This is a genomic window from Bradyrhizobium sp. F1.4.3, assembly GCF_040548375.1.
In the GTDB taxonomy this organism is placed as follows: Bacteria; Pseudomonadota; Alphaproteobacteria; order Rhizobiales; family Xanthobacteraceae; genus Bradyrhizobium.
Genome location: NZ_JBEPRN010000020.1, coordinates 100828 through 121691, shown reverse-complemented (window position 1 = coordinate 121691; position 20864 = coordinate 100828). Strand labels below are relative to the sequence as shown.

21 protein-coding genes are annotated in these 20864 nt (G+C 64.0%); 8 read left to right on the top strand and 13 right to left on the bottom strand.

Features of this window, described 5'->3' with window-relative positions:
- Positions 1–103: 103 nt before the first annotated feature.
- The 3 genes from ABIB73_RS32935 to ABIB73_RS32925 all read right to left on the bottom strand — a co-directional run bounded on the left by ABIB73_RS32935 (position 104) and on the right by ABIB73_RS32925 (position 4136).
- Positions 104–1291 (bottom strand): pyridoxal-phosphate-dependent aminotransferase family protein, encoded by a 1188-nt coding sequence (locus ABIB73_RS32935; protein WP_354230989.1) that lies wholly within the window; start codon positions 1289–1291, stop codon positions 104–106.
- Positions 1292–1396: 105 nt separating this feature from the next.
- Positions 1397–2137 (bottom strand): thermonuclease family protein, encoded by a 741-nt coding sequence (locus ABIB73_RS32930; protein WP_354230987.1) that lies wholly within the window; start codon positions 2135–2137, stop codon positions 1397–1399.
- 268 nt (positions 2138–2405) lie between these two features.
- Positions 2406–4136 carry a hypothetical protein gene (locus ABIB73_RS32925; protein ID WP_354230985.1) on the bottom strand — a complete coding sequence of 577 codons (1731 nt, stop codon included), beginning with the start codon at positions 4134–4136 and terminating at the stop codon, positions 2406–2408.
- A gap of 420 nt (positions 4137–4556) precedes the next feature.
- Here ABIB73_RS32925 and ABIB73_RS32920 point away from each other — a divergent pair, with 420 nt between their 5' ends.
- Complete coding sequence (locus ABIB73_RS32920) at positions 4557–5405, top strand: caspase family protein (protein ID WP_354230983.1); 849 nt, start codon at positions 4557–4559, stop codon at positions 5403–5405.
- A 191-nt stretch (positions 5406–5596) separates the two neighbouring features.
- Here the strand turns inward: ABIB73_RS32920 and ABIB73_RS32915 are convergent, their stop codons facing one another.
- The 3 genes from ABIB73_RS32915 to ABIB73_RS32905 form a co-directional block, all read right to left on the bottom strand.
- Positions 5597–6484: an efflux RND transporter periplasmic adaptor subunit gene (locus tag ABIB73_RS32915; RefSeq protein WP_354230981.1), complete on the bottom strand. Its 888-nt coding sequence runs from the start codon at positions 6482–6484 to the stop codon at positions 5597–5599.
- Positions 6485–6801: 317 nt separating this feature from the next.
- A complete protein-coding gene (locus ABIB73_RS32910; protein ID WP_354230979.1) occupies positions 6802–7929 on the bottom strand; it encodes a lactonase family protein in 1128 nt (375 codons plus the stop codon).
- A 121-nt stretch (positions 7930–8050) separates the two neighbouring features.
- Positions 8051–8239 (bottom strand): hypothetical protein, encoded by a 189-nt coding sequence (locus ABIB73_RS32905; RefSeq protein ID WP_354230978.1) that lies wholly within the window; start codon positions 8237–8239, stop codon positions 8051–8053.
- 252 nt (positions 8240–8491) lie between these two features.
- Between ABIB73_RS32905 and ABIB73_RS32900 the strand changes: the two genes are divergently transcribed.
- Positions 8492–8614, top strand: coding sequence for a hypothetical protein (locus ABIB73_RS32900; protein WP_354230976.1), 123 nt, complete (start codon positions 8492–8494; stop codon positions 8612–8614).
- Between the two features lie 147 nt (positions 8615–8761).
- Here the strand turns inward: ABIB73_RS32900 and ABIB73_RS32895 are convergent, their stop codons facing one another.
- Entirely contained in the window at positions 8762–10456 is a 1695-nt protein-coding gene (locus tag ABIB73_RS32895; RefSeq protein WP_354230974.1) for a GMC family oxidoreductase, read from the bottom strand.
- 195 nt (positions 10457–10651) lie between these two features.
- Complete coding sequence (locus ABIB73_RS32890; RefSeq protein WP_354230973.1) at positions 10652–10915, bottom strand: hypothetical protein; 264 nt, start codon at positions 10913–10915, stop codon at positions 10652–10654.
- A 205-nt stretch (positions 10916–11120) separates the two neighbouring features.
- Between ABIB73_RS32890 and ABIB73_RS32885 the strand changes: the two genes are divergently transcribed.
- Both ABIB73_RS32885 and ABIB73_RS32880 read left to right on the top strand, forming a co-directional pair.
- Entirely contained in the window at positions 11121–11423 is a 303-nt protein-coding gene (locus tag ABIB73_RS32885) for a plasmid stabilization protein (protein WP_354230971.1), read from the top strand.
- 9 nt (positions 11424–11432) lie between these two features.
- Positions 11433–11756, top strand: a complete 324-nt coding sequence (locus ABIB73_RS32880; RefSeq protein ID WP_354230969.1) for a four-helix bundle copper-binding protein — start codon at positions 11433–11435, stop codon at positions 11754–11756.
- Positions 11757–11825: 69 nt separating this feature from the next.
- Here ABIB73_RS32880 and ABIB73_RS32875 read toward each other — a convergent pair whose 3' ends face one another.
- Both ABIB73_RS32875 and ABIB73_RS32870 read right to left on the bottom strand, forming a co-directional pair.
- A complete protein-coding gene (locus tag ABIB73_RS32875) occupies positions 11826–11969 on the bottom strand; it encodes a hypothetical protein (protein ID WP_354230967.1) in 144 nt (47 codons plus the stop codon).
- Between the two features lie 310 nt (positions 11970–12279).
- Positions 12280–12489, bottom strand: a complete 210-nt coding sequence (locus ABIB73_RS32870) for a hypothetical protein (protein WP_354230965.1) — start codon at positions 12487–12489, stop codon at positions 12280–12282.
- Between the two features lie 389 nt (positions 12490–12878).
- Here ABIB73_RS32870 and ABIB73_RS32865 point away from each other — a divergent pair, with 389 nt between their 5' ends.
- Positions 12879–13055: a hypothetical protein gene (locus ABIB73_RS32865; RefSeq protein ID WP_354230963.1), complete on the top strand. Its 177-nt coding sequence runs from the start codon at positions 12879–12881 to the stop codon at positions 13053–13055.
- Positions 13056–13149: 94 nt separating this feature from the next.
- On the opposite strand, the gene ABIB73_RS32860 is transcribed toward ABIB73_RS32865, so the two are convergent.
- Positions 13150–13839, bottom strand: coding sequence for a Crp/Fnr family transcriptional regulator (locus tag ABIB73_RS32860; protein ID WP_354230961.1), 690 nt, complete (start codon positions 13837–13839; stop codon positions 13150–13152).
- Positions 13840–14074: 235 nt separating this feature from the next.
- Here ABIB73_RS32860 and ABIB73_RS32855 point away from each other — a divergent pair, with 235 nt between their 5' ends.
- Positions 14075–14305 (top strand): DUF6894 family protein, encoded by a 231-nt coding sequence (locus tag ABIB73_RS32855; protein ID WP_354230959.1) that lies wholly within the window; start codon positions 14075–14077, stop codon positions 14303–14305.
- A 290-nt stretch (positions 14306–14595) separates the two neighbouring features.
- Here ABIB73_RS32855 and ABIB73_RS32850 read toward each other — a convergent pair whose 3' ends face one another.
- Both ABIB73_RS32850 and ABIB73_RS32845 read right to left on the bottom strand, forming a co-directional pair.
- Complete coding sequence (locus ABIB73_RS32850) at positions 14596–17259, bottom strand: bifunctional diguanylate cyclase/phosphodiesterase (protein WP_354230957.1); 2664 nt, start codon at positions 17257–17259, stop codon at positions 14596–14598.
- 213 nt (positions 17260–17472) lie between these two features.
- Complete coding sequence (locus tag ABIB73_RS32845; RefSeq protein WP_354230955.1) at positions 17473–18162, bottom strand: hypothetical protein; 690 nt, start codon at positions 18160–18162, stop codon at positions 17473–17475.
- Positions 18163–18356: 194 nt separating this feature from the next.
- Between ABIB73_RS32845 and ABIB73_RS32840 the strand changes: the two genes are divergently transcribed.
- Entirely contained in the window at positions 18357–19379 is a 1023-nt protein-coding gene (locus tag ABIB73_RS32840; protein WP_354230953.1) for a LysM peptidoglycan-binding domain-containing protein, read from the top strand.
- Between the two features lie 138 nt (positions 19380–19517).
- Complete coding sequence (locus ABIB73_RS32835; protein WP_502918474.1) at positions 19518–20816, top strand: Spy/CpxP family protein refolding chaperone; 1299 nt, start codon at positions 19518–19520, stop codon at positions 20814–20816.
- Positions 20817–20864 lie beyond the last annotated feature (48 nt).

Sequence of the window (20864 nt, the reverse complement as noted above, 5' to 3'; positions counted from 1 at the left end):
AAGAAGGGCACTTGCCGCTGTGAGGCCCTGCAGTCTCCACAAACTCCGCCGTCGTCCCGGCCTTCGCCGGGACGACGATTGAGTTTTAGGTGCGCGCCTACGCCTACGCCTCGACTTGCTCACCCAGATACGCGACCGCCGCCTCGAGTCCACCCTTGCCGTGCGGGATCTTCAGCGCGTTGAGGCCGACCTCGATCACGCCGAGCGTGCCGAGCAGCATCGGCGCGTTGACATGGCCCATATGGGCGATGCGGAAGGCCTGGCCGGTGAGGTCGCCGATGCCGTTGCCGAGCACCACGCCGCATTTCTCCTTGCAATAGCGTTGCAGCGCCGCGGGATCATGGCCGTTGTTCATGGTCACGGTGGTCACGGTGTTGGAGCGTTCGCTCGCTTCTGCGACGTTGAAGCCGAGCACCTGACCTTCCGACCATGCGCCAACCGCGCGTCGCGTGGCTTCGCCAAGCAGGCTGTGTCGGCGGAAGGCGTTTTCCAGGCCTTCTTCATGCAAGAGGTCGATCGCCTGGCGCAGCGCGAACAAGAGATGCACCGGCGCGGTGCCGGCATATTTGCGATAGTGCTCGGTGCCCTCGCGCTCGCTCCAGCTCCAATAGGGCGTGCTCATATTCGCCTTCTTCTGCGCCTCGAGCGCGCGCGCGTTGGCGGCGACGAAGCCGAGGCCGGGGGGCGTCATCAGGCCCTTCTGCGAGCCGGACATCGCGACGTCGATATTCCATTTGTCCATCTCAAACGGCATGCAGCCGAGCGAGGCAACGGTGTCGACCATGTACAGCGCCGGATGGCCGCTCGCCTTGATCGCCTTGCCGATCGCCTCGATGTCGTTCTGCACGCCGGACGCCGTATCGACCTGGACGACGACGACCGCCTTGATCGTGTGCTCCTTGTCGCGGCGCAGGCGTTCCTCGACCTCGTGCGGCCGCACCGCGCGGCGCCAGTCGCCCTTGAGCACCTCGACCTCGGCGCCCATCAGCGAAGCAGCATGGCCCCAGCCGATCGCGAAGCGGCCGCTCTCCAGCACCAGCACCTTGTCGCCGCGCGACAGCACATTGCTTAGCGCGGCTTCCCAGGCGCCGTGGCCGTTGGCGATGTAGATGTAGGACTTGCCCTTGGTCGCAAACAACTTCGAGATGTCGCTGAGCAGGCTCTCGGTCAGATCGGTCATCTGTTTGGAGTAGATGTCGATCGCCGGACGATGCATGGCCTGCAGCACCGCGTCGGGCATCGTGGTGGGTCCGGGGATGGCCAGAAATTCCCGGCCCGCGCGAACGGTCATTGCTGTTGGTCCTTGTTGCTTGAGAACAGGCTGGTGGGTCGCTGGGCTACGTTTTACGCGGCGCCGGGACCCAAGAAAAGCGCGTAAAACGCAGGTCTGAGGCTCCTATCGCTTCGTCTCGCGGCAGCCGGCGGCTTCCGCCTCCTCGACCGAGCAGAACCAACGGGTGCCCTTGCTGATTTTCATCTTGATCTGGGTGTACCAGCGGCTGGTCGGGGTGTGATAGATGCATTCGCCCGCGGTGTTGACGTTGCCCTTGATGGTGCAGTCCGGCGACGGCGCGACCGGCCCCGAGGCTGAGGCGAGCAGCACCGCATGCGCCCCCTCCGGCGGCCTGGTGGCGCCCAATATCGTCGTCTTCTTGTTGCGCACGCGCCAGTCCCAGGGCGCAATGAAGGCGCCCTGCCACATCCCGGCTTTCGCCTCACGCGCGGCGGCTTCGTCGGAATCATAATCGTGGGAGACGCGGGTGTAAGCCAGCGCCCAGCCGCTGCGCACCAGCCATTTCTGGATGTCCTCGCCGCCGACCTCGCAGCGCGCCACGGTACGGCCGCGGCGGTCGATCGAGCGGGCATGGCAGACCCAGCTCTTGCCCTCGGTGTATTTGGCGAGCTCGTCGCGCGCCGCGGCGCCGCAAGTCCAGCGTTCGCTTTTTGTGTTGAGGCAGAGTTGGTCGACCTGTGGCGCGTCGATGCCGCCGAGCCGGACCCGCGTATTGCCGATCAGGACGGAATCGCCGTCGCGGACCTTTGCGGTGCCGGTGATGTCGGCGGCCTGCGCCTGCGACGGCAAGCCGGGCAAACATAAGGCGAGCAAAGACAGCGCAATCAGGAACTTTCGCAACATGCCGGTCCGCGGTTTAAGGAAAATCTGGATAAGCCCCGCAATTGTGGTCGGCTTTGGGCCGCCCGGCCAGCATCCGCCTAACAGATAGGCTCTCAACTTCCCGTCATTTCGTCTGATTTTCGTGTCCGGGACGCGGTGCGGCGTGTGACGCCGCTGCGCTGGGCTGGGACCCAGAAAGCCGCAAGTGCAGGTCTTGGTGGCATGGGCCCCCGGCTCAGCAGCGCACCGCTGAAGAAGCGCTGCGCTGCGTCCGGGGCACGAGACCATCTCACCCCCGCCCCGCCATCGCCTTTCTGGCCACCGCCAGCCCCATCAGCACGAAGGCCGACGTCACCTCGGGCCCCCCGACCAGGATCCGCGTCGGTGTCTTCATCTTGTTCCATTCATAGGCCCGGAACGGGCCGCGGCGGCCGCCCTCGCCGAGCTGGGCGATGATGACGTTCAGCGCCGGCGCAAAGGCGCGGGGGTCGGCGCCGAGATGAGCGAGCGCGATCAGCGCCAGCGCGGCGTCGAACACGTTCATCTCCGCGGCTATCAGCTCGCCCTTGACGTAGGCGAGCACGCGGTGGCGGATGAAGTCGAAATCGCCGTCGGGATCGATCGCGGCCTGCGCCGCCAGCGGCAGCGCCAGGAAGGCTGCATAGCAGCGGCCGAAATAGGCGCTGTAGAGCTCAGGCAGATAATAGATGTGCGAGCGCGGATTGGCGAAGGCGCCGCTTGCAGCCAGCCGCTTCTGGAAGCCGATGATGCGATGGACCGTCGCAAGCCGCGCCGGCGTCTCCAAAATCTTCCAGCGCGCCAGGTTGCGAAAGCTCACCTCGAGAATGTCGAGATTGAGCGTCGGATCGAGATCGTTGCCATAGGGGCGCTCGCCCTTGAGGTTGTCGATCCAGGTCGCAACCCCGCCTTCGTAGTCGATGCTGTCGTTGATCGGCACCGTCACGCGCGGCTCGTTGACGCCCGCGTGCACCTGGTAGCCGGCGTAGAAATCCAGCAGCGGCTGGTCGAGGATGGGATCCGTGCAGCCCGCCTGCGTTGCCGCGGAGATCGAGCACGCGGTGGTGTCGCAGTCGGGCACATAGACGCCGAAGCCGAGATCCTGCTTGATCCGGGCAAAGAAGCGGGAAAACCGCGGATGCGGTGCCGGCGCCAGCGCGGTGATGACGTCAAACCGTGCGCCGTCGGTGCCCTCGACCTGCTCGCGGCTGACATTGACGCAGAAGTCGACCATGTCGGCGACCGCGCGCTGTGCCGCCGTCACCTCGGTGGGCGAGGCGAGCCCGGTCTCGACATAGCCGAGCAGCGCCTCGATGAAGAACGCGTCGTAATAGGCCGAGCGGTGGCGGATCTGCACCGGCTCCCACATCGGCTCGGCAATGCCTTTCCAGGCCGGATTGATGACGGCGCGTGCCGGCGAGCGCGCAATGAAGACGCGGGCGAGGTTGAACAGCAGCGAGGAATTCTTGTAGCCGCGCGCGTTCAGGCCGGTCAGCGCCATGATCAGCTCACGGCCGCGAAAATCGGGATCGCCGATCAGGTTGAAGGCGGCATAGGTCGGCAGGAAGCCGTTGTGGCGGTACGCGCGCAACAGATGCTGCGCGCAGTCGCGGATCACGCCGTCGATCTGCGCCTGCTGTGGCATGGAGCCTGCGAAGGGCACGGCCGGAGGCTTGGGGTGATCGAGCGCGATGCTGTCGACGAGATCGGCAATCGGCTGGCCGACCGCCGCCCAGTCGGGCCCGGCATCGTCGCGGGCGCGCACCAGCGCCTCGCGCAGCCGGGTCAGTTTCGCCGCGTCGCGCAGCTCGGGCAGGCCTGCGCGGCGGAGCAGCACCCGCAATGCGGGATTGCCGAGTGCGGTCTTGTAGAATTTCGCCAGATGCGGATCGCCGCCGGCTGTAACAGACAATACGGGATCGCAGACGTCATAAAGTGAGGGACCGTCCTTCCGCGCCGTCAGCGCCCGGCAGGCGGCACCTGCGAAATAATGAAAGCTCATGAAATACCTGGTCGCGGGGCCTTGCCCGGGGGTTGGCCGGCGCGCTCCCAGCTGCGCGCCACCCCCTGCAAGTCTTTGAAAAGGCTACCCGGATTCGCAGCAAATAAAAATGTGATGTTGGTCACGGAAAAACTCGGCACGAAGGCTGCATTCTCAGGCTCCGGAAGGCTACGGGGATCGAAAAATACAGAAAACAGGCTCGAGGAATTAACCAACACATTCAGCCACTTAGTTCAAATTTAGAGCGATCTATTGCCGCGGAGGCGATATCCGGTTAAGGGTTTGTTTGTTGCGGCGCCGCAAATTGCGCGCAATTCCGGGGCACTTCCCCGGCCAATCCTCAAACCCAAAGCCGCTATCGCGCTACTGAACATGTGCGCGCGCTTGGCTGGTCTTTGGCAATGACAGGAATGCAGCGAGATGAATGTACGGCAGCTCGACATTTCCCGACGCACGATTGCGGTGGCCGCAGCCCTCATCGGCACGGTCTCGCTGGCGATCGGCGCCCACGCTGCCCTCAACATGCGCGCGCTCGATGCCGCCAAGGCCGTCTCGACCGACCAGGTCACCGGCTCGACCGATCATGCCTCGCGTCTCGCCCTCGTCATCGGCAATGGTCATTATCCCGACGCCAGCGCGCCGCTGACGCAGTCGATCAACGACGCCCGCGCGCTGTCCTCGACGCTCCGCAAGAACGGCTTTGACGTCGACATGGTCGAAGACGCGAGCAAGGACGACATGGTCCGCGCCGTCAGCCGCCTGAAGTCCCGCATCAAGCGCGACACCGTGGTCATGCTGTTCTTCGGCGGCTACGGCGTGCAGGCCGGCCGCGAGAGCTACATGCTGCCGGTCGATGCCGTGATCTGGAAGGAGAGCGACGTTCGCCGCCAGGGCGTCTCCATCGAGGGAGTGCTCGACATGATGAAGGAGCAGGGCGCCAAGGCCAAGCTCGTCGTGGTCGACGCCTCCCGCCGCAATCCCTATGAGCGCCGTTTCCGCTCCTATTCGCATGGCCTCGCGCCGATCGGCACGCCCGACAATGCGCTGATCCTCTCTTCCGCCTCGCCCGGCAAGGTCGCCGACGACGGCAAGGGCGAGCACAGCACGCTAGTCAGCGAGCTCCTCAACAACCTCAATGCACAGGGCAGCGTCGAAAGCGTCTTCAACAAGACCCGCGTCGCCGTCTCCCGCGCCTCCGAAGGCGACCAGGTCCCGGCCGTCTCCTCGTCGCTGCTCGAAGACGTCAACCTCAACGAAGCCGGCGGCTAGTTTTTCTTAGATCTCACGAGTTCTCGTGCCCCGGACGCGGCGCATCATGCAATGATGCGACGCTGAGCCGGGGCCCAGTTTTTTAGCCTCATGCTCAGTGGCATTGTGGGTCCCGGCTCTGCGCAGCAGCGTACTGGACGGATGCTTCGCATCGCCAGGAACGCTGCAGCGCGTCCGGGACACAAGCAGCCCTACTTCGCCGCTTCCGCGCTTGCCATCACCGGGCGCACGGGATCGCCTTCGCGCAGCAGCGCGCCGGCGCGGGCGACGACGATGTCGCCTTCGTTGAGGCCGTCGCGGACCTCGATATTGCCGCCCGACATCAATCCGATCTCGACGCGCTTGGTCTCGACGCGGTTGCGGCGGATCACCTGCACCACGGTGCCGGCGGTTGAATATTGCACCGAGGTCAGCGGCACCGCGACGTTGCAGCTCTGCCCGGTCTTGATCAGCGCGCGCCCACTCGCGTTGAGCAGCAGCCTGCGCTGCGACGAGATGCCGATATAGACGATGCCCTGCTGGATGTTGGGCTCGACGGTCGGACCGATGCGGCGCACCTTGCCGTCGATATCGCCGATGCCGGCGATGCGCACTGTCGCAGGCTGATTGACCGCGAGCTTCCTGACATCGTTGGTCGCCACCAGGCCGACGAGGTCGTATTCGCTGCGCGCCACGATCGTGAACAGCGCCTCGCCCTTGGCCGAGGCGAGCCCGCCGATCTGTGCGGTCGACGTGGCGATGATGCCAGCCACGGGTGCCGTGACCTGAAGCGTGCCGCCTTCGGGCAGCGCCAGCCGCGCCATTACCTGGCCGGCCGTGGTGGTATCGCCGGCTTCCGCCAGCACCTCCGTCACCTTCAGCCCCGGACGTTCGGGCCGCACGGAGGTCTCCTCGCGCGCGATGATCGAGCCGGTGGCTTCGACGATGTCGGAGAAGCAGGACTTGGCCGCCTTCAGCACCGTGACCGCCGGCCCCTTGGGGGCATCGTCATCGGCGGCAAGCGTGGGCTGGGACAGCAGCAACAGTCCGGCGAGGGCAACGAGGCTCTGGGAAAAGCAACGCGCAGGCAATGGACGCATAGGTCATTCCGGTTGGCCGCAAGGCCTCAATCGTTAGCAGAAGCGGCAGCAGTCGGCCATGGGCGGGACGGGACTGAAGATGCCGCAGGCGGTGCGATGCCGCCCGCTGAATTAGTCGCGGAAATGGAGTCGAGGTTCGCCGCCCCTTACCCTCCCCTGGGGGGGAGGGTCGCTTCGCATGAGCAAAGTGAAATGCGAAGCGGGGTGGGGTGACAGTCTATCCATTGAGGCGGTGCCCGAGTGGAGAGATCACCCCACCCCGCTCGTGCTCCGCGCGATCGACCCTCCCCCTCCAGGGGAGGGTAAGAGGGGCCCCCTCACGGCAGGCTCAAAAACTCCACCCAATTCGGCCGCTTGCCGGTGGGATAGGATTTCAGCTTGCTGAGCGCGCCGCTGGTCTGGTCGATCGCATAGACCGTCATGCCGTCGGACATCTCGCCGACGGCAGCGAGGTAGTGCCCGGTCGGATCGATGTTGAATCCGCGCGGCTGTTTCTCGGTCGGCACGCTGCCGATCGTGGTCAGCTTGCCGCTTGTCCCATCGACCTTGTAGGCGGTGAGCGTGTTGGTGGTGCGCTCGGAGGCGTAGAGGAAACGGCCGTCCGGGGTGATGTGGATGTCGGCGGCCCAGGGTTTTCCGTTGAAGCCCTCCGGCAGCGCGGTGGCGCGCTGGATCTCGCTCCACGCGCCGCGCTTGGCTTCATAGGTGAACGCCGCGACATCGCCGTTCAGCTCGTGGATGAGATAGACGAACTTGCCGTTGGGGTGGAACACGAAGTGTCGCGGCCCTGATTTCTCCGGCACCTTCATCACCGGCGGATCGTTCGGCGTCAGCGCGCCGGTCGTGGCATCGAACGCAAAGCTCAGCACCTGGTCGGAGCCGAGATTGGTCGCAAACACGAAGCGGTTGTCCGGCGAGGGCAGGAAGGCGTGTGCGTTCGGCCCGGTCGGGATTACCTGCTTCGACTCGCCGACGACGCCGTTGGCAGAAAGCGGATTCAGCGCGACCTTGTTGCCGCCGTAGGAGGCGCTGAACAGGAATTTTCCGCCGCGATCGGTTGCGATGTTGGCCATGCTGTCGGCGAGCGGTCCGTTGCCGATATGGCTGAGCTGGCCCGTCTTGGGGTCGATCGCAAAGCTGACCGCAACGAACGGCTGCGAGCGGACGCCGGCGATCAGCACACGGTGGTCGGGCGTGATCGCGAGCGGCGTCGAGGATCCCGGCTTCTCAACGCCCGTGAAGGCGGCGGTCTGCACCGGTGTCATCTCGCCGCTCTCGGCCATCCTGAACACGCTGATGTCGTTAGAGTCGGCGTTGCCGACATAGGCGAAGGTTTCGGCCATGCCGGGGCGGGCTCCGGAAACGAGGGCAAGAAAAGCGAAGAGAATGGTGGCGATCGCAGCGCGTGGCGCGCTGGATGCGATGCGGGGTGTCGGTCTGAACATGGGCGTCCTCCTTGAGCCGGTACGGCATTGTCGTTTTGTGGCGGAGGATAGCGGGAGGCGTCCCGTCGTACCAAATTCCAATGGGGATCGATCGATGCTGAAATTGTATCGGTTGCGATCGCTAGCGCACCGCCGCGGTCAGGTCGCGAGAGGGCAAATGCCGGCCGGCCGGATGCTCGGGTGGCCCAAGCACGGTCCACACGGCGACCGCCAGCAGCGCCGAGGTCAGGATGGTCCAGGCGACAAGTCGTTTGCCCATCAGGCCAAATCCGTCCGTCGAAAGTTCGATGCGCCGCAGCGCGCGTGCCATCGTGCACTGCAAACGGCGACGACCCTATGAACTCGTTCACAGCAGACGGCCCGCGGGACGAAGATGTCGTGGCAAAGCGCCACACCGGTTAAACCGATCGCAAGGTCTCGCCGACAGACTATAAATAGCGCTGCGCTTCGCCTGCACATTCGTGGCGCCAGGCCCCGGCCGCATGATCGGTCGGGAACGGCAGCCACGTCCCGCCGTTACCCCGGTCTCGCGGGCGGAGGACGCCAAACGGAGGCTGGTCAAGTGTTTTGGATTTATTGGGACACCGCCTGGTCGATCATCATCAGCGGCATCATGTTCGCCACCATCGTCACGCATCCGGATGCCGAGTTCGTGGAAATGCACGCCGCAAAGCGCCAGATGTGAACTTTCGTCCCTCCCTGGATGTCAAATTGCCGACCGCTGCGTCGCCTTCACGGCCAAGTCTGAGGTCCGGGTTGGATTCGCCTCCGTTTCCGGACCTCGTCCGGGGGGCTCGTGACGCCCACGCAATAGCCGGGAAATCGCTGCGGCTCACTGCATCGCAGCAGCGATTTTTTCCGCCGACATCAGCACCGGAAAATTGGTGTTGGCGCATGGCACCACCGGGAAGATCGAGGCGTCGACGACCCGCAGGCCCTGGACGCCTTTGACGCGGCCCTGGTTGTCCACTACCGCCATCGGATCGTCGGCCCGGCCCATGCGGCATGAGCATGAGGCGTGCCACACGCCGATGGTCGCCTTCCGCACAAACGCCTCCAGCGCCTCGTCGTCGTTCATCACGTCATCAAAGGTAAAGCCTTCGACCACGAAATTATCGATCATGTAGTGGCGCAGCGCCGACGGCCCGTCCATCAAGGCCGCGGCGATCGTGGTCAGAATTCGATTCTTGGTGTTGACGACGCCGATCTTGCGCACGCGGTCGGTATAGGAGGCCGGGAACGGCTTGTCTGTCACCGCTCTGACGGAGTCACTCATTTGCGCGACCGCCATCTTGCGGAAACCGCTCATCAGGCGATCGAGGTCGCGCCGATCCGACAGAAGGTTGAACTCGACGATCGGTTCGGCTGCGGGATCGCGCGAAGCAAGTTTGATCTGGCCGGTCTCGGAATAGGTCTTGTTTACGAAAGTCAGCAGCGAGCCGATTTGCGCGCCGACCGCGTGCCATGCCGATTTGCTGAGCACGACGACGAACATGTCGCCCTTCGGCACGCCTTCCAGCCCGGACGAATAGCGCAGGCCAAGCTGCATGTGGCGCCTGGTATGCTCGTTCATGCGCGCGCCGCGGCGGACAAAGGACGATAGCGAAATCGAGGGATGATCCATCAGGCGCTGACCGACGCCTTGCAGTCCCATCAGGACCGGAATCCCCAAGTCCTTGAGGTGACCGACCGGGCCGATGCCGGCGCGCAAGAGATGCGCCGGCGAATGGATGGCGCCGCTGGAGAGAATGATCTCGCGGCCACGGAATTCCTGCTCGCGTCCGTCGACCATTGCCTTCACGCCGACGCAACGCGTGCCTTCGAACAGCAGTTCCTGAACTTGCGTGTTGGTCGAGATCGTCAGGTTGGCGCGCTTGCGCGTGTCGCGATCGAGATAGCCCATCGCGGCCGAGACGCGTTGCTCGGCCTGATTGGAGTGCGTCACCGGGAAATAGCCATCGACGAACTCGCCGTTCTGGTCCGGTACGAATGGATGGCCGGCTTGCTGGAAGGCCTCGGCGAACGCCTGCGAATGCCGTGTCCAGTGCTCCCGCGGGATTCGGCGGACCGGGATCCGGCCATCCTTGCCGTGGAACGGCCCGTCGAAATCGAGGTCGCGCTCGACCTTCTTGAAATAAGGGAGCACTTCGTTCCAACTCCACCCCTCGGCGCCGCGCGCTTCCCATTCATCGTAGTCGGTTGGTGCGCCGCGGTTGGCCATCTGGCCGTTGATCGACGACCCGCCGCCGAGCACGCGCGCCTGCTCGTATTTGCGTAAGGGAGGACGTCCCTCGGTCGGATTGTTGTGGCTGACGATTTGGGTCGTGACCTTGAGTTCGGTCCAGTGGAAGCGCGGATCGAAATAGGCCGTGCCTGGATAGCTGTCCCTGATCTCGGCCGGCTCGTTGCCGGGTGGTGTATCTTGTCCGGCTTCGCAGAGCAGGACCTTGTTGGCACTCCTTGCGGAGAGCCGGTGGGCCAGCACGGACCCCGCCGAGCCGCCGCCCACGATAATGAAGTCGTACACGATTGGCGCTTCCTCTTGTTCTTGTCCCAAGAGGGTAGCGTGGTTTTATCGCGAGGTCACGTCGCTCTCGTTGATTGCCGATGAGGTCCGTAGGGTGGGTTAGCCCCGCGGCTGCGCGAAGCGCAGTCCGCCAAGTGTAACTTACCATGCCCGCGCGAGGTGCGCGGTGGGCCACATCATCCCGGACGGTGAACCCTATTGCAGCAGCACCTTCGGCATCACGACGACGATATCGACCTGCCGCTTCAAGACCCGCGCCGCGACAGACGCGATGTAGAGCGAATAGCCGTCCTCGATATCGGACGCGATCTCCTCGTCCTTGGCGAAGGCGTAGAGCATCGTGCCATCGATCTTGTCGAAGCGGATGCCCGCGAACAGTCGATCGAACGTCTCGGCGCCAACGACGCCGGCCATGAGCGCCTGGATAGCCTGGTCCTGGACGGGTGTGAGATTCGTCATCCCGATGAGATATTGAACCCTCGCTGGAATACAAGGTGCGAGGAACGATGTCGGCTTGCTCTCATGGATGAATTTCAACGGAGGGAGAGAGCGGCTGCCCGAGGCGAATCGGTTCCGAATTCGCCTCGGCGGCTCTTCGCCGCGCCAGCACTTGGAACGATGGCGAGATAGCCCGGTTCACAGGAAACAGAAATGGAGGTTTCCGATGCCCCGTGGAGACGAATCGAGCTACAGCGACAAGCAAAAGCGGATGGCTGAGCACATCGAGGATGGCTACGAGAAGCGTGGCGTTTCCGAAGACGAAGCCGAGCGCCGCGGCTGGGCGACCGTGAACAAGGAAACACACGGCGGCAAGAAAAGCGGCTCCGGACGAGGCACAGAGGAGGATCACGCTCCATCCCGCAAGGGTGGGAAGCTCGGCGGCGAAGCATCGGCGCACAGGCGCGCGGCAGAGCGCTCCGCTTCAGCCAGGAAGGCCGCCCGTACCCGCAAGAAACACGCCGCGTAGGCGTGCGTCATGACCGCGGAGATGACGCGCTGCATCGAGACATGCTTGTCCTGCTACAAGACCTGCCTCTCGATGGCGATGAACCACTGCCTGGAGATGGGCGGCAAGCATGTCGAACCCGCCCACTTCCGCCTGATGATGGCATGCGCGGAGATGTGTCGGACCTCGGCCCACATCATGTTGATCAACACGCCGCATCACAAGCACACTTGCAAGGAGTGCGCGGAGATCTGTGTGGAGTGCGCCAGGGACTGCAAGCGGATCGGTGACATGGACGAATGTGTCGCCGTCTGCGAGGCCTGCGCCGAATCCTGTCGCAAGATGGCGGCATAAGCGAACGCGCGGGCCAGCTCCTGCACGTCGCTGGATGACCGCGCGTTCTGGCGCCTGCTCAGGCTGCCATCAGGTTCGGTTGTGCTCGTACCGGTCCCGGACAAGCTGATCCGTCATCCGGTCCCGGCGGCTGTCCCGGTAATGCCAGTTCAGCGTCCCATAGATCAGTGTGACGAGGAGCACGAACGCTCCGATAAAATAGAAAATCTCCATGGCGTCTTTCCTTGGCGTCTTTCCTTGCGCTTGTGCGGGAAACACGGTGCACGCGTCGAGCGTTCCTATCGATAGCTCCTGCCAGGAGGCCAAGATGCGAGACAAGAGCCAAGGCATTACGCTCGACGAAAAGGATCACCCCAGCGATAAGCAACGAGCCCGGACCGCGCACAAGACCGAGCCGGGACACATGACAAGGACGACGAGCTTCAGCCGCTGCGCGAGAAGAGCGGCTTCTAGCTCAAGGTCGAAATAAGATCTGCGCATCCAGGCAAGTCCGGCGCTGGAGCCAAGTCTCCAGCCAAGTCTCCTAGTTCCTTTTAGCTCCCGGGATTTCTCCAAGCATCGCTCCTCGCGCGTCCCGGACCGACACCGTGCGCCCTGTCTGATCAGCGATCCGCTTTGCTAGCCTTAGTGCCTCCGCTTCGTCGGTGAGGTCGACAACCATCGAGAGAGCTCCGACGCCCGCGCCGGTTATGACGATATTCTTGCTCTTGTCGGTGTCGCTCTTATCCGCCATGGCGTGGTTCCTCGATCGGCCTTGATGTCACGACGGAGGCTGAAGGCAGCTTGTCAGGCGCCTGATGTCGTTTGAGATCAGCGGATCGGCGATCAACTTGGTCTCCATGAAACGACACTTCGGGCATCCAAAGATGCGCTTTTCGGAATTGTCGGGTTTGGGAGATGCGCTCAGCAGATCCATTCGCGTCTGGCATCTCCCACAACGCGGCCGTTCGATCGCGATCAATGAAAGCATTGTCGGAGAAGACATGGCCGCTCGCCGGCAAAGATAAAAAACTAACAAGCCGTGAAAATCCCGTCGGTCCGGAAGCCGACATAAGGGCTTAAAAATTCTGACTTGAGGGGTCCCGTGTCAGGACTAAAATCGCGCAACCAAACGAGTTGCCGATGACTGCAAAGCGAAGACGATTCAAGCAGACGCTTTCGCTCGATGAGCGTCTCAGGAAAACTGCGGAAGAATATCGCGCCAAAGCAAAGCTTCTTCAGGGGAAGGAGAAGCAGGAGCTTCTGGAAAAGGCACGCGCGTTCGAGGGGCAGGTCTCGATCAACAGGCTGTTCGACTAGAGCGTCTTCGAGCGAGGCGGATCCGGTTCGCGTCAAGAAAACGCGTCAAAACAGGAACTTGTAGCCCGTTCCGATTCCATCGGAACGGACATGGCTAGATAGCGTTCTGCTCGCGAAGTGTCTCAAAGCACTCGCAGGACCGTGCTTTCAATGCATCGCGGTCGAGGATGTTGATGACCCCGCGCGAGCAATTGATGAGCCCGGCCTCTTGCAGTTTTTGTGCGACCTCGGTGACTGACGTCCGGCGGACGCCGAGCATTTCAGACAGGAATTCCTGGGTGAGCTGAATGGTCGTGCTTTGCGTCACCGAGCTTGTCTGCAACAGCCACCTGCAAAATCGCTCCTCGATCAAATGCAGGGCATTGCAGGCGGCCGTAACGCGGGCCTGAGCAAGCAAGTTCTCGTTGAACCGCATGCACATTAACTGAAGAGCTTTGCTGGTCTCGCCGTGCCGCCTCATGGTCGCAGCGGGAATGAGGGCTGCGGTCATCGAGATTTGAATGATCGCCCGAACCTGCGACTTGTACAGGCCGAACGTCGCGGCAGCGCCAAACGCTCCGTCCTTGCCAATCGTCGATGTCTCAATGGCTTTGCCATTTTTCATGATGATGCGGAGTGAGATCATTCCGCCGAAGGGAAAATAGACCTGGTCGATTTCGTCGCCGACCTCGGCAAGTACCTTGCCTTGCGCCAGGGATGTCACTGTCATCTGCGGCCGAAGCTGGTCAAACTCGGCCCGCGGCAGACTGGCCAGCAGGGAGTTGGCGAGCGGAGCGGTCGGCATTGGGTATCCCGCCCGGTCGGTCTGGGCCGTCTTCCGCAGGGATTGACGCGGCGTTCCGAGTTGACGCCTCCACGGGAATTTCTAGGTAGGCTACAAACCGGCTGTTCGTCGGTACGATTTCCGACACATGCCAGGAGCTGAATTCCACGAGCGTTGTTAACTAGGCGCCCGATTCCGGCGTAATACTAGGGCGAATGAAATATTTAATGTCCGGAACCGGACTCAAGAGGGAAAGATGTCGCGATTCTTCTTTGTCGTCGCCGATGATCGAAACATGGAGGTCCAGAACGACGGGTTGGAACTTCCCGACCGGGAAGCCGCCTGGGTCGAAGCCACAACGGCATGCGGAGAACTGCTCCGCGACCTCAACGGCAAGCTCAAGCCGGGAGATCAGTGGAGCATGAAGGTCCAGGATGCTACCGGCGCTGACATCTATTTGTTGGAGTTCAAGACCAGGGCGATGTGACGACACAGCGTGCTGAAGGATCCGGAACTGCATCATCCGAAGGAACCAAGCGCCTCCCGTTGTGTCCGGTACACGACATAATATGATCTACCTTCATCACCGTCCCGTTCACGGCTTCGACCGGTGCCTGAGAGAGGATCGTGCTCCCGCCGGGTTGCTGGCCGTGCAGATGGATGACTCCCAATCCACGACGATTTTCGTTCAAGGCGGAACGTCTTGCGTAAACGCGGCTCGGCAGCCCCGATGAAAGCAATATCGCTGATGAAGGGCCGGGGATTTGCGAACGCGCGCTAAGCTGCCACCGCCTGCGCCGACAACAACAGTTTCAGCTTCGCCGCCGGCACGGCTGGGCTGAACAGCCAGCCCTGCATCTGGCTGCATCCGAGTTGCCGCAGCACGTCGCGCTGCGCCTCGGTCTCGACGCCTTCCGCCGTCGTCGCCATGTGGCGGGCCGCAGCCATGTGCACCACCGCCTGGACGATCGGGGAGGAATCCTCGGGCTCGCCGATGTCGCTGATGAAGCTGCGGTCGATCTTGATCTTGTCGAAGGGGAAGCGGTGCAGATAGCTCAGCGACGAATAGCCGGTGCCGAAATCGTCGAGCGCGATGCGCACGCCGAGCTCACGCAGCTGCTGGAGGATCGTCAGCGCCTCCTCGTCGTCGCGGATCAGCACCGTTTCGGTGATCTCGAGCTCGAGCCGTCCGGGCGCCAGGCCCGATTCCGCGAGCGCGGCGGCGACCTTCAGTGCCAGCGTCTTGGAGCGGAACTGCACCGGAGAGACGTTGACCGCGATGTGGATATCGCCTGGCCAGCTGGCAGCTTCGGTGCAGGCCTGCTTCAGCACCCATTCGCCGATCTCGCCGATCAGGCCGGTCTCTTCCGCGACCGGAATGAAGTCCACGGGCGAGACCATGCCGCGCTCCGGATGGTGCCACCGCAGCAGCGCCTCGCAGCCGGTGACGACATTGGCCGCAAGATCGACCAGCGGCTGGTAATGCACCTCGAACTCGCCGCGGGCGAGCGCCTGCCGCAGGTCGAGCTCGAGCTGGCGGCGCAGCCTGGCCTTGGCGTCGTATTCGGGCACGAAGATGCGGAAGGTGCCGCGGCCCTCGGATTTCGCCGCGTACATCGCGAGATCGGCGCGCTTGAGCAAATCGTCGAGATTGTCGCCGTGATCGGGCGCGACCGCGATGCCGATGCTGGCATCGGTCGAAATCTCCTGGCCCTTGCAGTCCACCGGCGTGCGCAGCGTCTTAAGGATCTGCTCGGCGAGCTCGGTCAGCTCGGCCTGGTCGCAGGTAGCAGCCTTGACGATCGCGAACTCGTCGCCGCCAAGCCGCGCGACGAGATCGTTGCCGCTGACGCAGGCGCGCAGGCGGTTCGCGACCTGGCGCAACAGTTCGTCGCCGACCTCGTGGCCGAGCGAGTCGTTGACGCCCTTGAACTCGTCGACATCGATATAGAGGATCGCGAACGGATTGCCCTGGCTGAGCTCCGCCACGCGGCGCTCGAGGTGCCCGCGCATCAGCACGCGGTTGGGCAGGTCGGTGAGCGCGTCGTAATGCGCCATATGCGCGATGCGCTCGTCGGCGCGGATGCGTTCGGTGACGTCGTCATGGGTGGCGAGCCAGCCGCCGGCCGTGCCGGGCTGGTTCTTGATTTCGATCAGGCGGCCGTCGGCAGTCTCCACGATGGCGCTCTGCGTCAGCCCGACACTGCTCAAAATGCCGTCGCAATAGGCGTCGACGTCGCCCTCGAATGAGCCGGTGTCGGCGCGGTGCTGGATCACGTCGCGGAAATGGGCGCCGGGCTTCACCACGCCGGTCGACAGCCGGTACATCTCGATGTAGCGGCGGTTGCAGACGATGAGCCGTTCGTCCTGATCGAACATCAGGAGGCCCTGCGTCATGGTGTTCATCGCGGTGTCGAGCCGCTGTTTCTCCGCCGAGAGCCTGCGCGTCACCTGGCGGAAGATCAGGAACAGTGTGAGCACGAGCAGGCCGATGGACAGCACGGCCACCGTGACGAAGAATTTCGTTTGCGTGCGCCAGGTTGCGAGCGTCGCGTCCAGCGATTTGGTTGCGACGATGACCAGCGGCTCGCCGGTCAGGAGGCGCGAGGCGACGATGCGGTCCTTGCCGTCGATCGGGCTCGCGAGCTGGGTCGTGACGAAGGTGCGTTCGAACACGGCTTTCTGTTCGGGCGAACCGGTGCGGTAATTCTGCCCGATCATGTCATCGACATGGGGGATGCGCGCGAGCAGCTGGCCGTTCTGGTGGTGCATGGCGATCGAGGAGTCCTCGCCCAATCCCGTCGAGGCGAAGAACGATTCGAGCTGGTCCGGTGAGATCGCGCGCGAGACCATTCCGAGGAATTCGCCATGCGGGCCGGATACGCGCCGTGCGAGCACGATCGCCGGACCGTTGCCGAACCGGCCGGGCACGACCTCGATCTCTTCCTGCGAAATCGGATCGTTCTTGAGCCGGTTGAAATAGCCGCGGTCGGCGACAGAGATCTCGGCGACCGGCCAGCGCCGCGACGAGTTGATCAGCATGCCCCTGGAATCGAACACATTGGCGCCGGCGACGTCGGACCAGCCGCTGGCCTTCGCGCGCAGCACCTCGTGCATGGCGAGCGTGCCCATCTCGCTGCGGAACAGGTCCGCGGATTCGATGCCATGGCTTTCGAGTTCCGCGATGACGCTCTTCTGCAGCACCGCGAAGTCCGCGAACTCACGGTCGAAATGACGGGCGAGCAGCCGCACCGCGCTCTCAAGGCTGTCGCGACCACTTTCGATGGCGTTCTGGCGGAAGCGATCGACAGTGAGCCCGGTGCCAACAGCGGTTGCGGCCATCAGCACGAAGCCGCCGACGATCAGCCACGTCAGCGGTGCTCCCCGCCAACGGCGAAGCAGCGCGCGCATGCGCGCGGTCCATCGAATTGATGTGCCCATCCAGCCCTCCCGTGGGATGCAAGATGCAGCAAAACCGACAAGACCCCGTTACCAGTGAGGGTTAGGGAAGTATGAATCGGAGCGGAATCAGGCGGTGGCGCTCCGGCCGGCGGAAGGCCAGTCCGTCGCGTGGGTTAGGCGTCGCCACCCCGCCCGGCAGTTCTACTTTGCATGGGGTTGTTTTCGAGATTTTTGTCCTGCGAGGCCGAAATTTTACCGGCGGATCTCCCATTTCAGCGCTTCCGCATTCTCCCTGGCGAACAGCGCCGGCACGTCGAAGCTCCCGGTCTTGAGATCATAGCGGCATTTCCAGTCGCCCAATCCCTTCACGGCGACGTTCTTCGGATGCTTGTCCATTTCGCCCGACAGCGAGATCACGAGGTAGCGGTTGTCGGGCCATTTCACGCCGAGCCAGCGATAGGCCTCTTCCGTGCCTTTCACGAGATTGGCCGAGATGTGGAAGTCGAGCTTCATCTTGGTGTCCGGCCGGCTGTGGAAATAGGCCCAGGCGAGATCGCTGAGCGATGTCTTGGTCGCGCTTGCGAAGGCCCCCTTCTCGACATGGTAGAGATAAAGGTCCTGCTCGCCCGAGCCGGTCTTCTGCATCCGCACCAGCCATTGCGAATCGTTGGTGAAGCGGAAGCCGGCCGGATAACCCTGCTCCGGCTTCAGCTCCGTCATCTGCTCGCCGTGCCGCGCCCAGGCCTGCCATTTGACGTCGAAATCCCCGCTGTCCCTCATATACTGCTCGAGCTTGGTGGCGCCGTCGGGCGAGGTGAAGGCGAGATCGGCATTGTCGGTGAGGATGTAGTCCGGCGGCGGGCCGGATGCGGCGAGCGCTGATGAGGCGGCCAGCGTCAGGGCAAGCGCCAGCCATGGCGCGGGACGGCAAAATGCGTTCACGGGAAAAAGCCCTTAAAAAAATGGCCGCAAGAAAGAAAATAGCCGCCTTGCGGCCTCGCTGATTTGACGCCGACAGGACCGCGCCGGTTCATCCCATCGACCGTCTTGCTGCCGCAGCCAAATCGGCGCAGGTTGCCGGGGCTGATTTGCGACCCAAGGTTTCGATCAAGGTTTCGATCAAGGTTTGTTTCCTGATGATAACCGCATCCAAGGCCTTCATTGCATTCTGTGTGGTCGCGGTAGCCGGGACCGTGCTGGTGATCGGCCCCACCGAGCTGCGCCGCCTGCTGCCGGGCGGGTCGAACAGCGAAATCGCCGTCGCCGCCAGGCCTGAGGCAAAAGCCGAATCCAAAGCAGCGCCGAAGGCGGAGGAACCGAAGCTCTCCGCCAGCGCACAGCCCACGCCATCCGCGTCTCCGGCGGCCGCGCCGCCGGCGGGCGCCCTGGCCGAGACCCAGAAGCAGGTTACGACCGCGCTTGCCGATCTCGCACCGGTCAAGGCGCCGCCGGCCGCAACCGACGCTGGGCCCCGTTTCGACGTGGCGCGCGTTGACGATCATGGCGAAGCGGCGGTGATCGCGGGTCAGGCCACCCCCGGCGCGAAGGTCGAGCTGCTGCGTGACGGCCAGCCGCTCGACACGGTGGTGGCCGATGCATCGGGCCAGTTCGTGATGACCCCGCCAAAACTTCCCGCTGGCAGCTATGAGCTGACCCTGCGCGCCAAGTCGCCGGACGGCACCGTCATGCAATCCAGCCGCACCATGCCGGTGACGATCGCCGAAGCGGAGCTGCCGCCCGTGCGCGTCGCACCGCCCGCCGCCAGGCCGGAGACGAAGCAAGCCGGCAAGCCGGACAAGGCATCGGACGTCGTTGCGTCCTTGCCGTCGCCGCGCCTGGCCTCGGCGGCGGACCGGCCCGCAGTTCGGCCCAGAATGATGGGCGCACCGAAACCCAGGATCATGGCGAGAGCGCCGGCGGTTGCTGCTGGTGCAACGGTCGCATCGGCCTCGCCCGCCGACGTCTTCAACACGGCGCCGGCGGAGGCCGGCGGAAGCCGGGTGGTATCCCGCGGCGACAGCCTGTGGGCCCTCAGCCGTCGCGCCTATGGCGACGGCGCCCGTTACGCAGTGATCTTCAACGCCAACCGCGAAAAAATCCACAATCCCAACCTGATCTATCCGGGTCAGACGGTTGTGCTGCCGCAAAAGGCGCAGTGACGTTCGGGCAGCTTCGCTGCCCGGCATTTCGACCCCTCCTTCTGCGACGCTTTGACCCGCGCCCCGGAACCTTTGGTTCCGCTGCGAGTCATATTCGTGCGACGCGATGTGCGCTTGGCGCTGGAGGAGAGCCAAGAAGTGGTCAGCTCAGTGGTCATGTCGAGATACCGCATGGGACTGGCGCTCGCCGGCGCGGCTATTCTGATTCTGACAGTGCCTGATACGGCGGAGGCGCAGTTCGGACTGCGCGGCGGACCCCTGGGTGTCGCGCGCTTCGCCGTCGGTCACGTGATCGGCCTGTCGCGGCTACGCCATGCCCGCATGGCGGTGCGGGGCGACCGCTATCGCTCCGCTGCGCTGAGGCCGCAAGACCCTCGCGGCGCCGAGCGCGACCAGCCCGCCAATCCCACCATCCTGCGCGCGGCACTCTCGGCGCAAGCTGCGCTGTCGGGCTGGCATGGTGGTCGCCGTCCGCAGGGCTGGTGGCGGCATCCCGACGGCAGCTACGGCTGGGTCGGGCCGGTATTCTGGCCGTTCGCGCATGACGATCTCACCAATGCAGTCATCTTCGGCGATGCGACCAGCGTCTCGCTCTATGGCTATGGCGATATCTATGCCGCGATCTTCGCACCCTATGCGGCCCCGGAGCTCGCGGCCTATACCGCGCCGCAAGGCAGGCGCGCGCGAAAAATTCCGTCGACGGAGAATGTCTGCGATGCCAGCGTCACCGGCGGCCTGCCGGTCGACCGCATCGCAGCTTTGGTACAGCCGAACGAATTGCAGCGCACCGCCCTCGATGAGCTTGCAGCCGCCTGGACGGCAGCGCGCGATACGATCCGGGCCTCATGCCCGACGCAGGCGCCGGCGACAGCCTCGGAGCGCCTCGGTGTGATGCAGGCGCGCCTGGATGCGATGATCAAGGCAACGGACGCGGTCGCACCACCACTCGCCAGATTTGTCGATCTCCTCGATGACGATCAGAAAGCAAAACTCGACGCGCCCGCCCAGGATCCGCTTGGAAAGGACCGCCGCGCCGCGCCTGCGTCAGGCCAGCACAAGGACGCGCTGGCTGTAGCCGCCTGCCAGTCGGACAGCGATCCCCGCTATGACGAGCAGGCCCAGCGCCAGTACGAACAGTTCGTGCAGCAGCAATGGCCCGCCGCCGACATCGCCACCACGTTGCGCCTCGACGACACCGCCCGCGCCCGGCTCGACGTGCTCCAGGACACCACGCTGCGCACCATGGAGACGCTGAGCGCCTGCCCGTCAAAGCCAGCAGCAGCGCCGCAGGCCCGCCTCACTGCTGTGAAGGCGCGGCTGGAGACGATGCTGCAAGCCGTCAACGGCGTCGGCGATGCGCTCGATGACTTCGTGTCCGGCCTGAGCGACGAGCAGAAGGCGGGGTTCGAGGCGATCGGACCGAAGCGGGGGGCGTGATTGGAAGCGGCTGGCGAGCGCATTCGTGCGCGCGCCAGTGAGATCACA

What these genes read in the sequence shown, in the direction of transcription:
- ABIB73_RS32935 (WP_354230989.1), bottom strand. Translation starts at nt 1,291, where the DNA reads ATGACCGTTCGCGCGGGCCGGGAATTTCTGGCCATCCCCGGACCCACC.
- ABIB73_RS32930 (WP_354230987.1), bottom strand. Translation starts at nt 2,137, where the DNA reads ATGTTGCGAAAGTTCCTGATTGCGCTGTCTTTGCTCGCCTTATGTTTG.
- ABIB73_RS32925 (WP_354230985.1), bottom strand. Translation starts at nt 4,136, where the DNA reads ATGAGCTTTCATTATTTCGCAGGTGCCGCCTGCCGGGCGCTGACGGCG.
- ABIB73_RS32920 (WP_354230983.1), top strand. Translation starts at nt 4,557, where the DNA reads ATGAATGTACGGCAGCTCGACATTTCCCGACGCACGATTGCGGTGGCC.
- ABIB73_RS32915 (WP_354230981.1), bottom strand. Translation starts at nt 6,484, where the DNA reads ATGCGTCCATTGCCTGCGCGTTGCTTTTCCCAGAGCCTCGTTGCCCTC.
- ABIB73_RS32910 (WP_354230979.1), bottom strand. Translation starts at nt 7,929, where the DNA reads ATGTTCAGACCGACACCCCGCATCGCATCCAGCGCGCCACGCGCTGCG.
- ABIB73_RS32905 (WP_354230978.1), bottom strand. Translation starts at nt 8,239, where the DNA reads ATGGCACGCGCGCTGCGGCGCATCGAACTTTCGACGGACGGATTTGGC.
- ABIB73_RS32890 (WP_354230973.1), bottom strand. Translation starts at nt 10,915, where the DNA reads ATGACGAATCTCACACCCGTCCAGGACCAGGCTATCCAGGCGCTCATG.
- ABIB73_RS32885 (WP_354230971.1), top strand. Translation starts at nt 11,121, where the DNA reads ATGCCCCGTGGAGACGAATCGAGCTACAGCGACAAGCAAAAGCGGATG.
- ABIB73_RS32880 (WP_354230969.1), top strand. Translation starts at nt 11,433, where the DNA reads ATGACCGCGGAGATGACGCGCTGCATCGAGACATGCTTGTCCTGCTAC.
- ABIB73_RS32875 (WP_354230967.1), bottom strand. Translation starts at nt 11,969, where the DNA reads ATGGAGATTTTCTATTTTATCGGAGCGTTCGTGCTCCTCGTCACACTG.
- ABIB73_RS32870 (WP_354230965.1), bottom strand. Translation starts at nt 12,489, where the DNA reads ATGGCGGATAAGAGCGACACCGACAAGAGCAAGAATATCGTCATAACC.
- ABIB73_RS32865 (WP_354230963.1), top strand. Translation starts at nt 12,879, where the DNA reads ATGACTGCAAAGCGAAGACGATTCAAGCAGACGCTTTCGCTCGATGAG.
- ABIB73_RS32860 (WP_354230961.1), bottom strand. Translation starts at nt 13,839, where the DNA reads ATGCCGACCGCTCCGCTCGCCAACTCCCTGCTGGCCAGTCTGCCGCGG.
- ABIB73_RS32855 (WP_354230959.1), top strand. Translation starts at nt 14,075, where the DNA reads ATGTCGCGATTCTTCTTTGTCGTCGCCGATGATCGAAACATGGAGGTC.
- ABIB73_RS32850 (WP_354230957.1), bottom strand. Translation starts at nt 17,259, where the DNA reads ATGGGCACATCAATTCGATGGACCGCGCGCATGCGCGCGCTGCTTCGC.
- ABIB73_RS32840 (WP_354230953.1), top strand. Translation starts at nt 18,357, where the DNA reads ATGATAACCGCATCCAAGGCCTTCATTGCATTCTGTGTGGTCGCGGTA.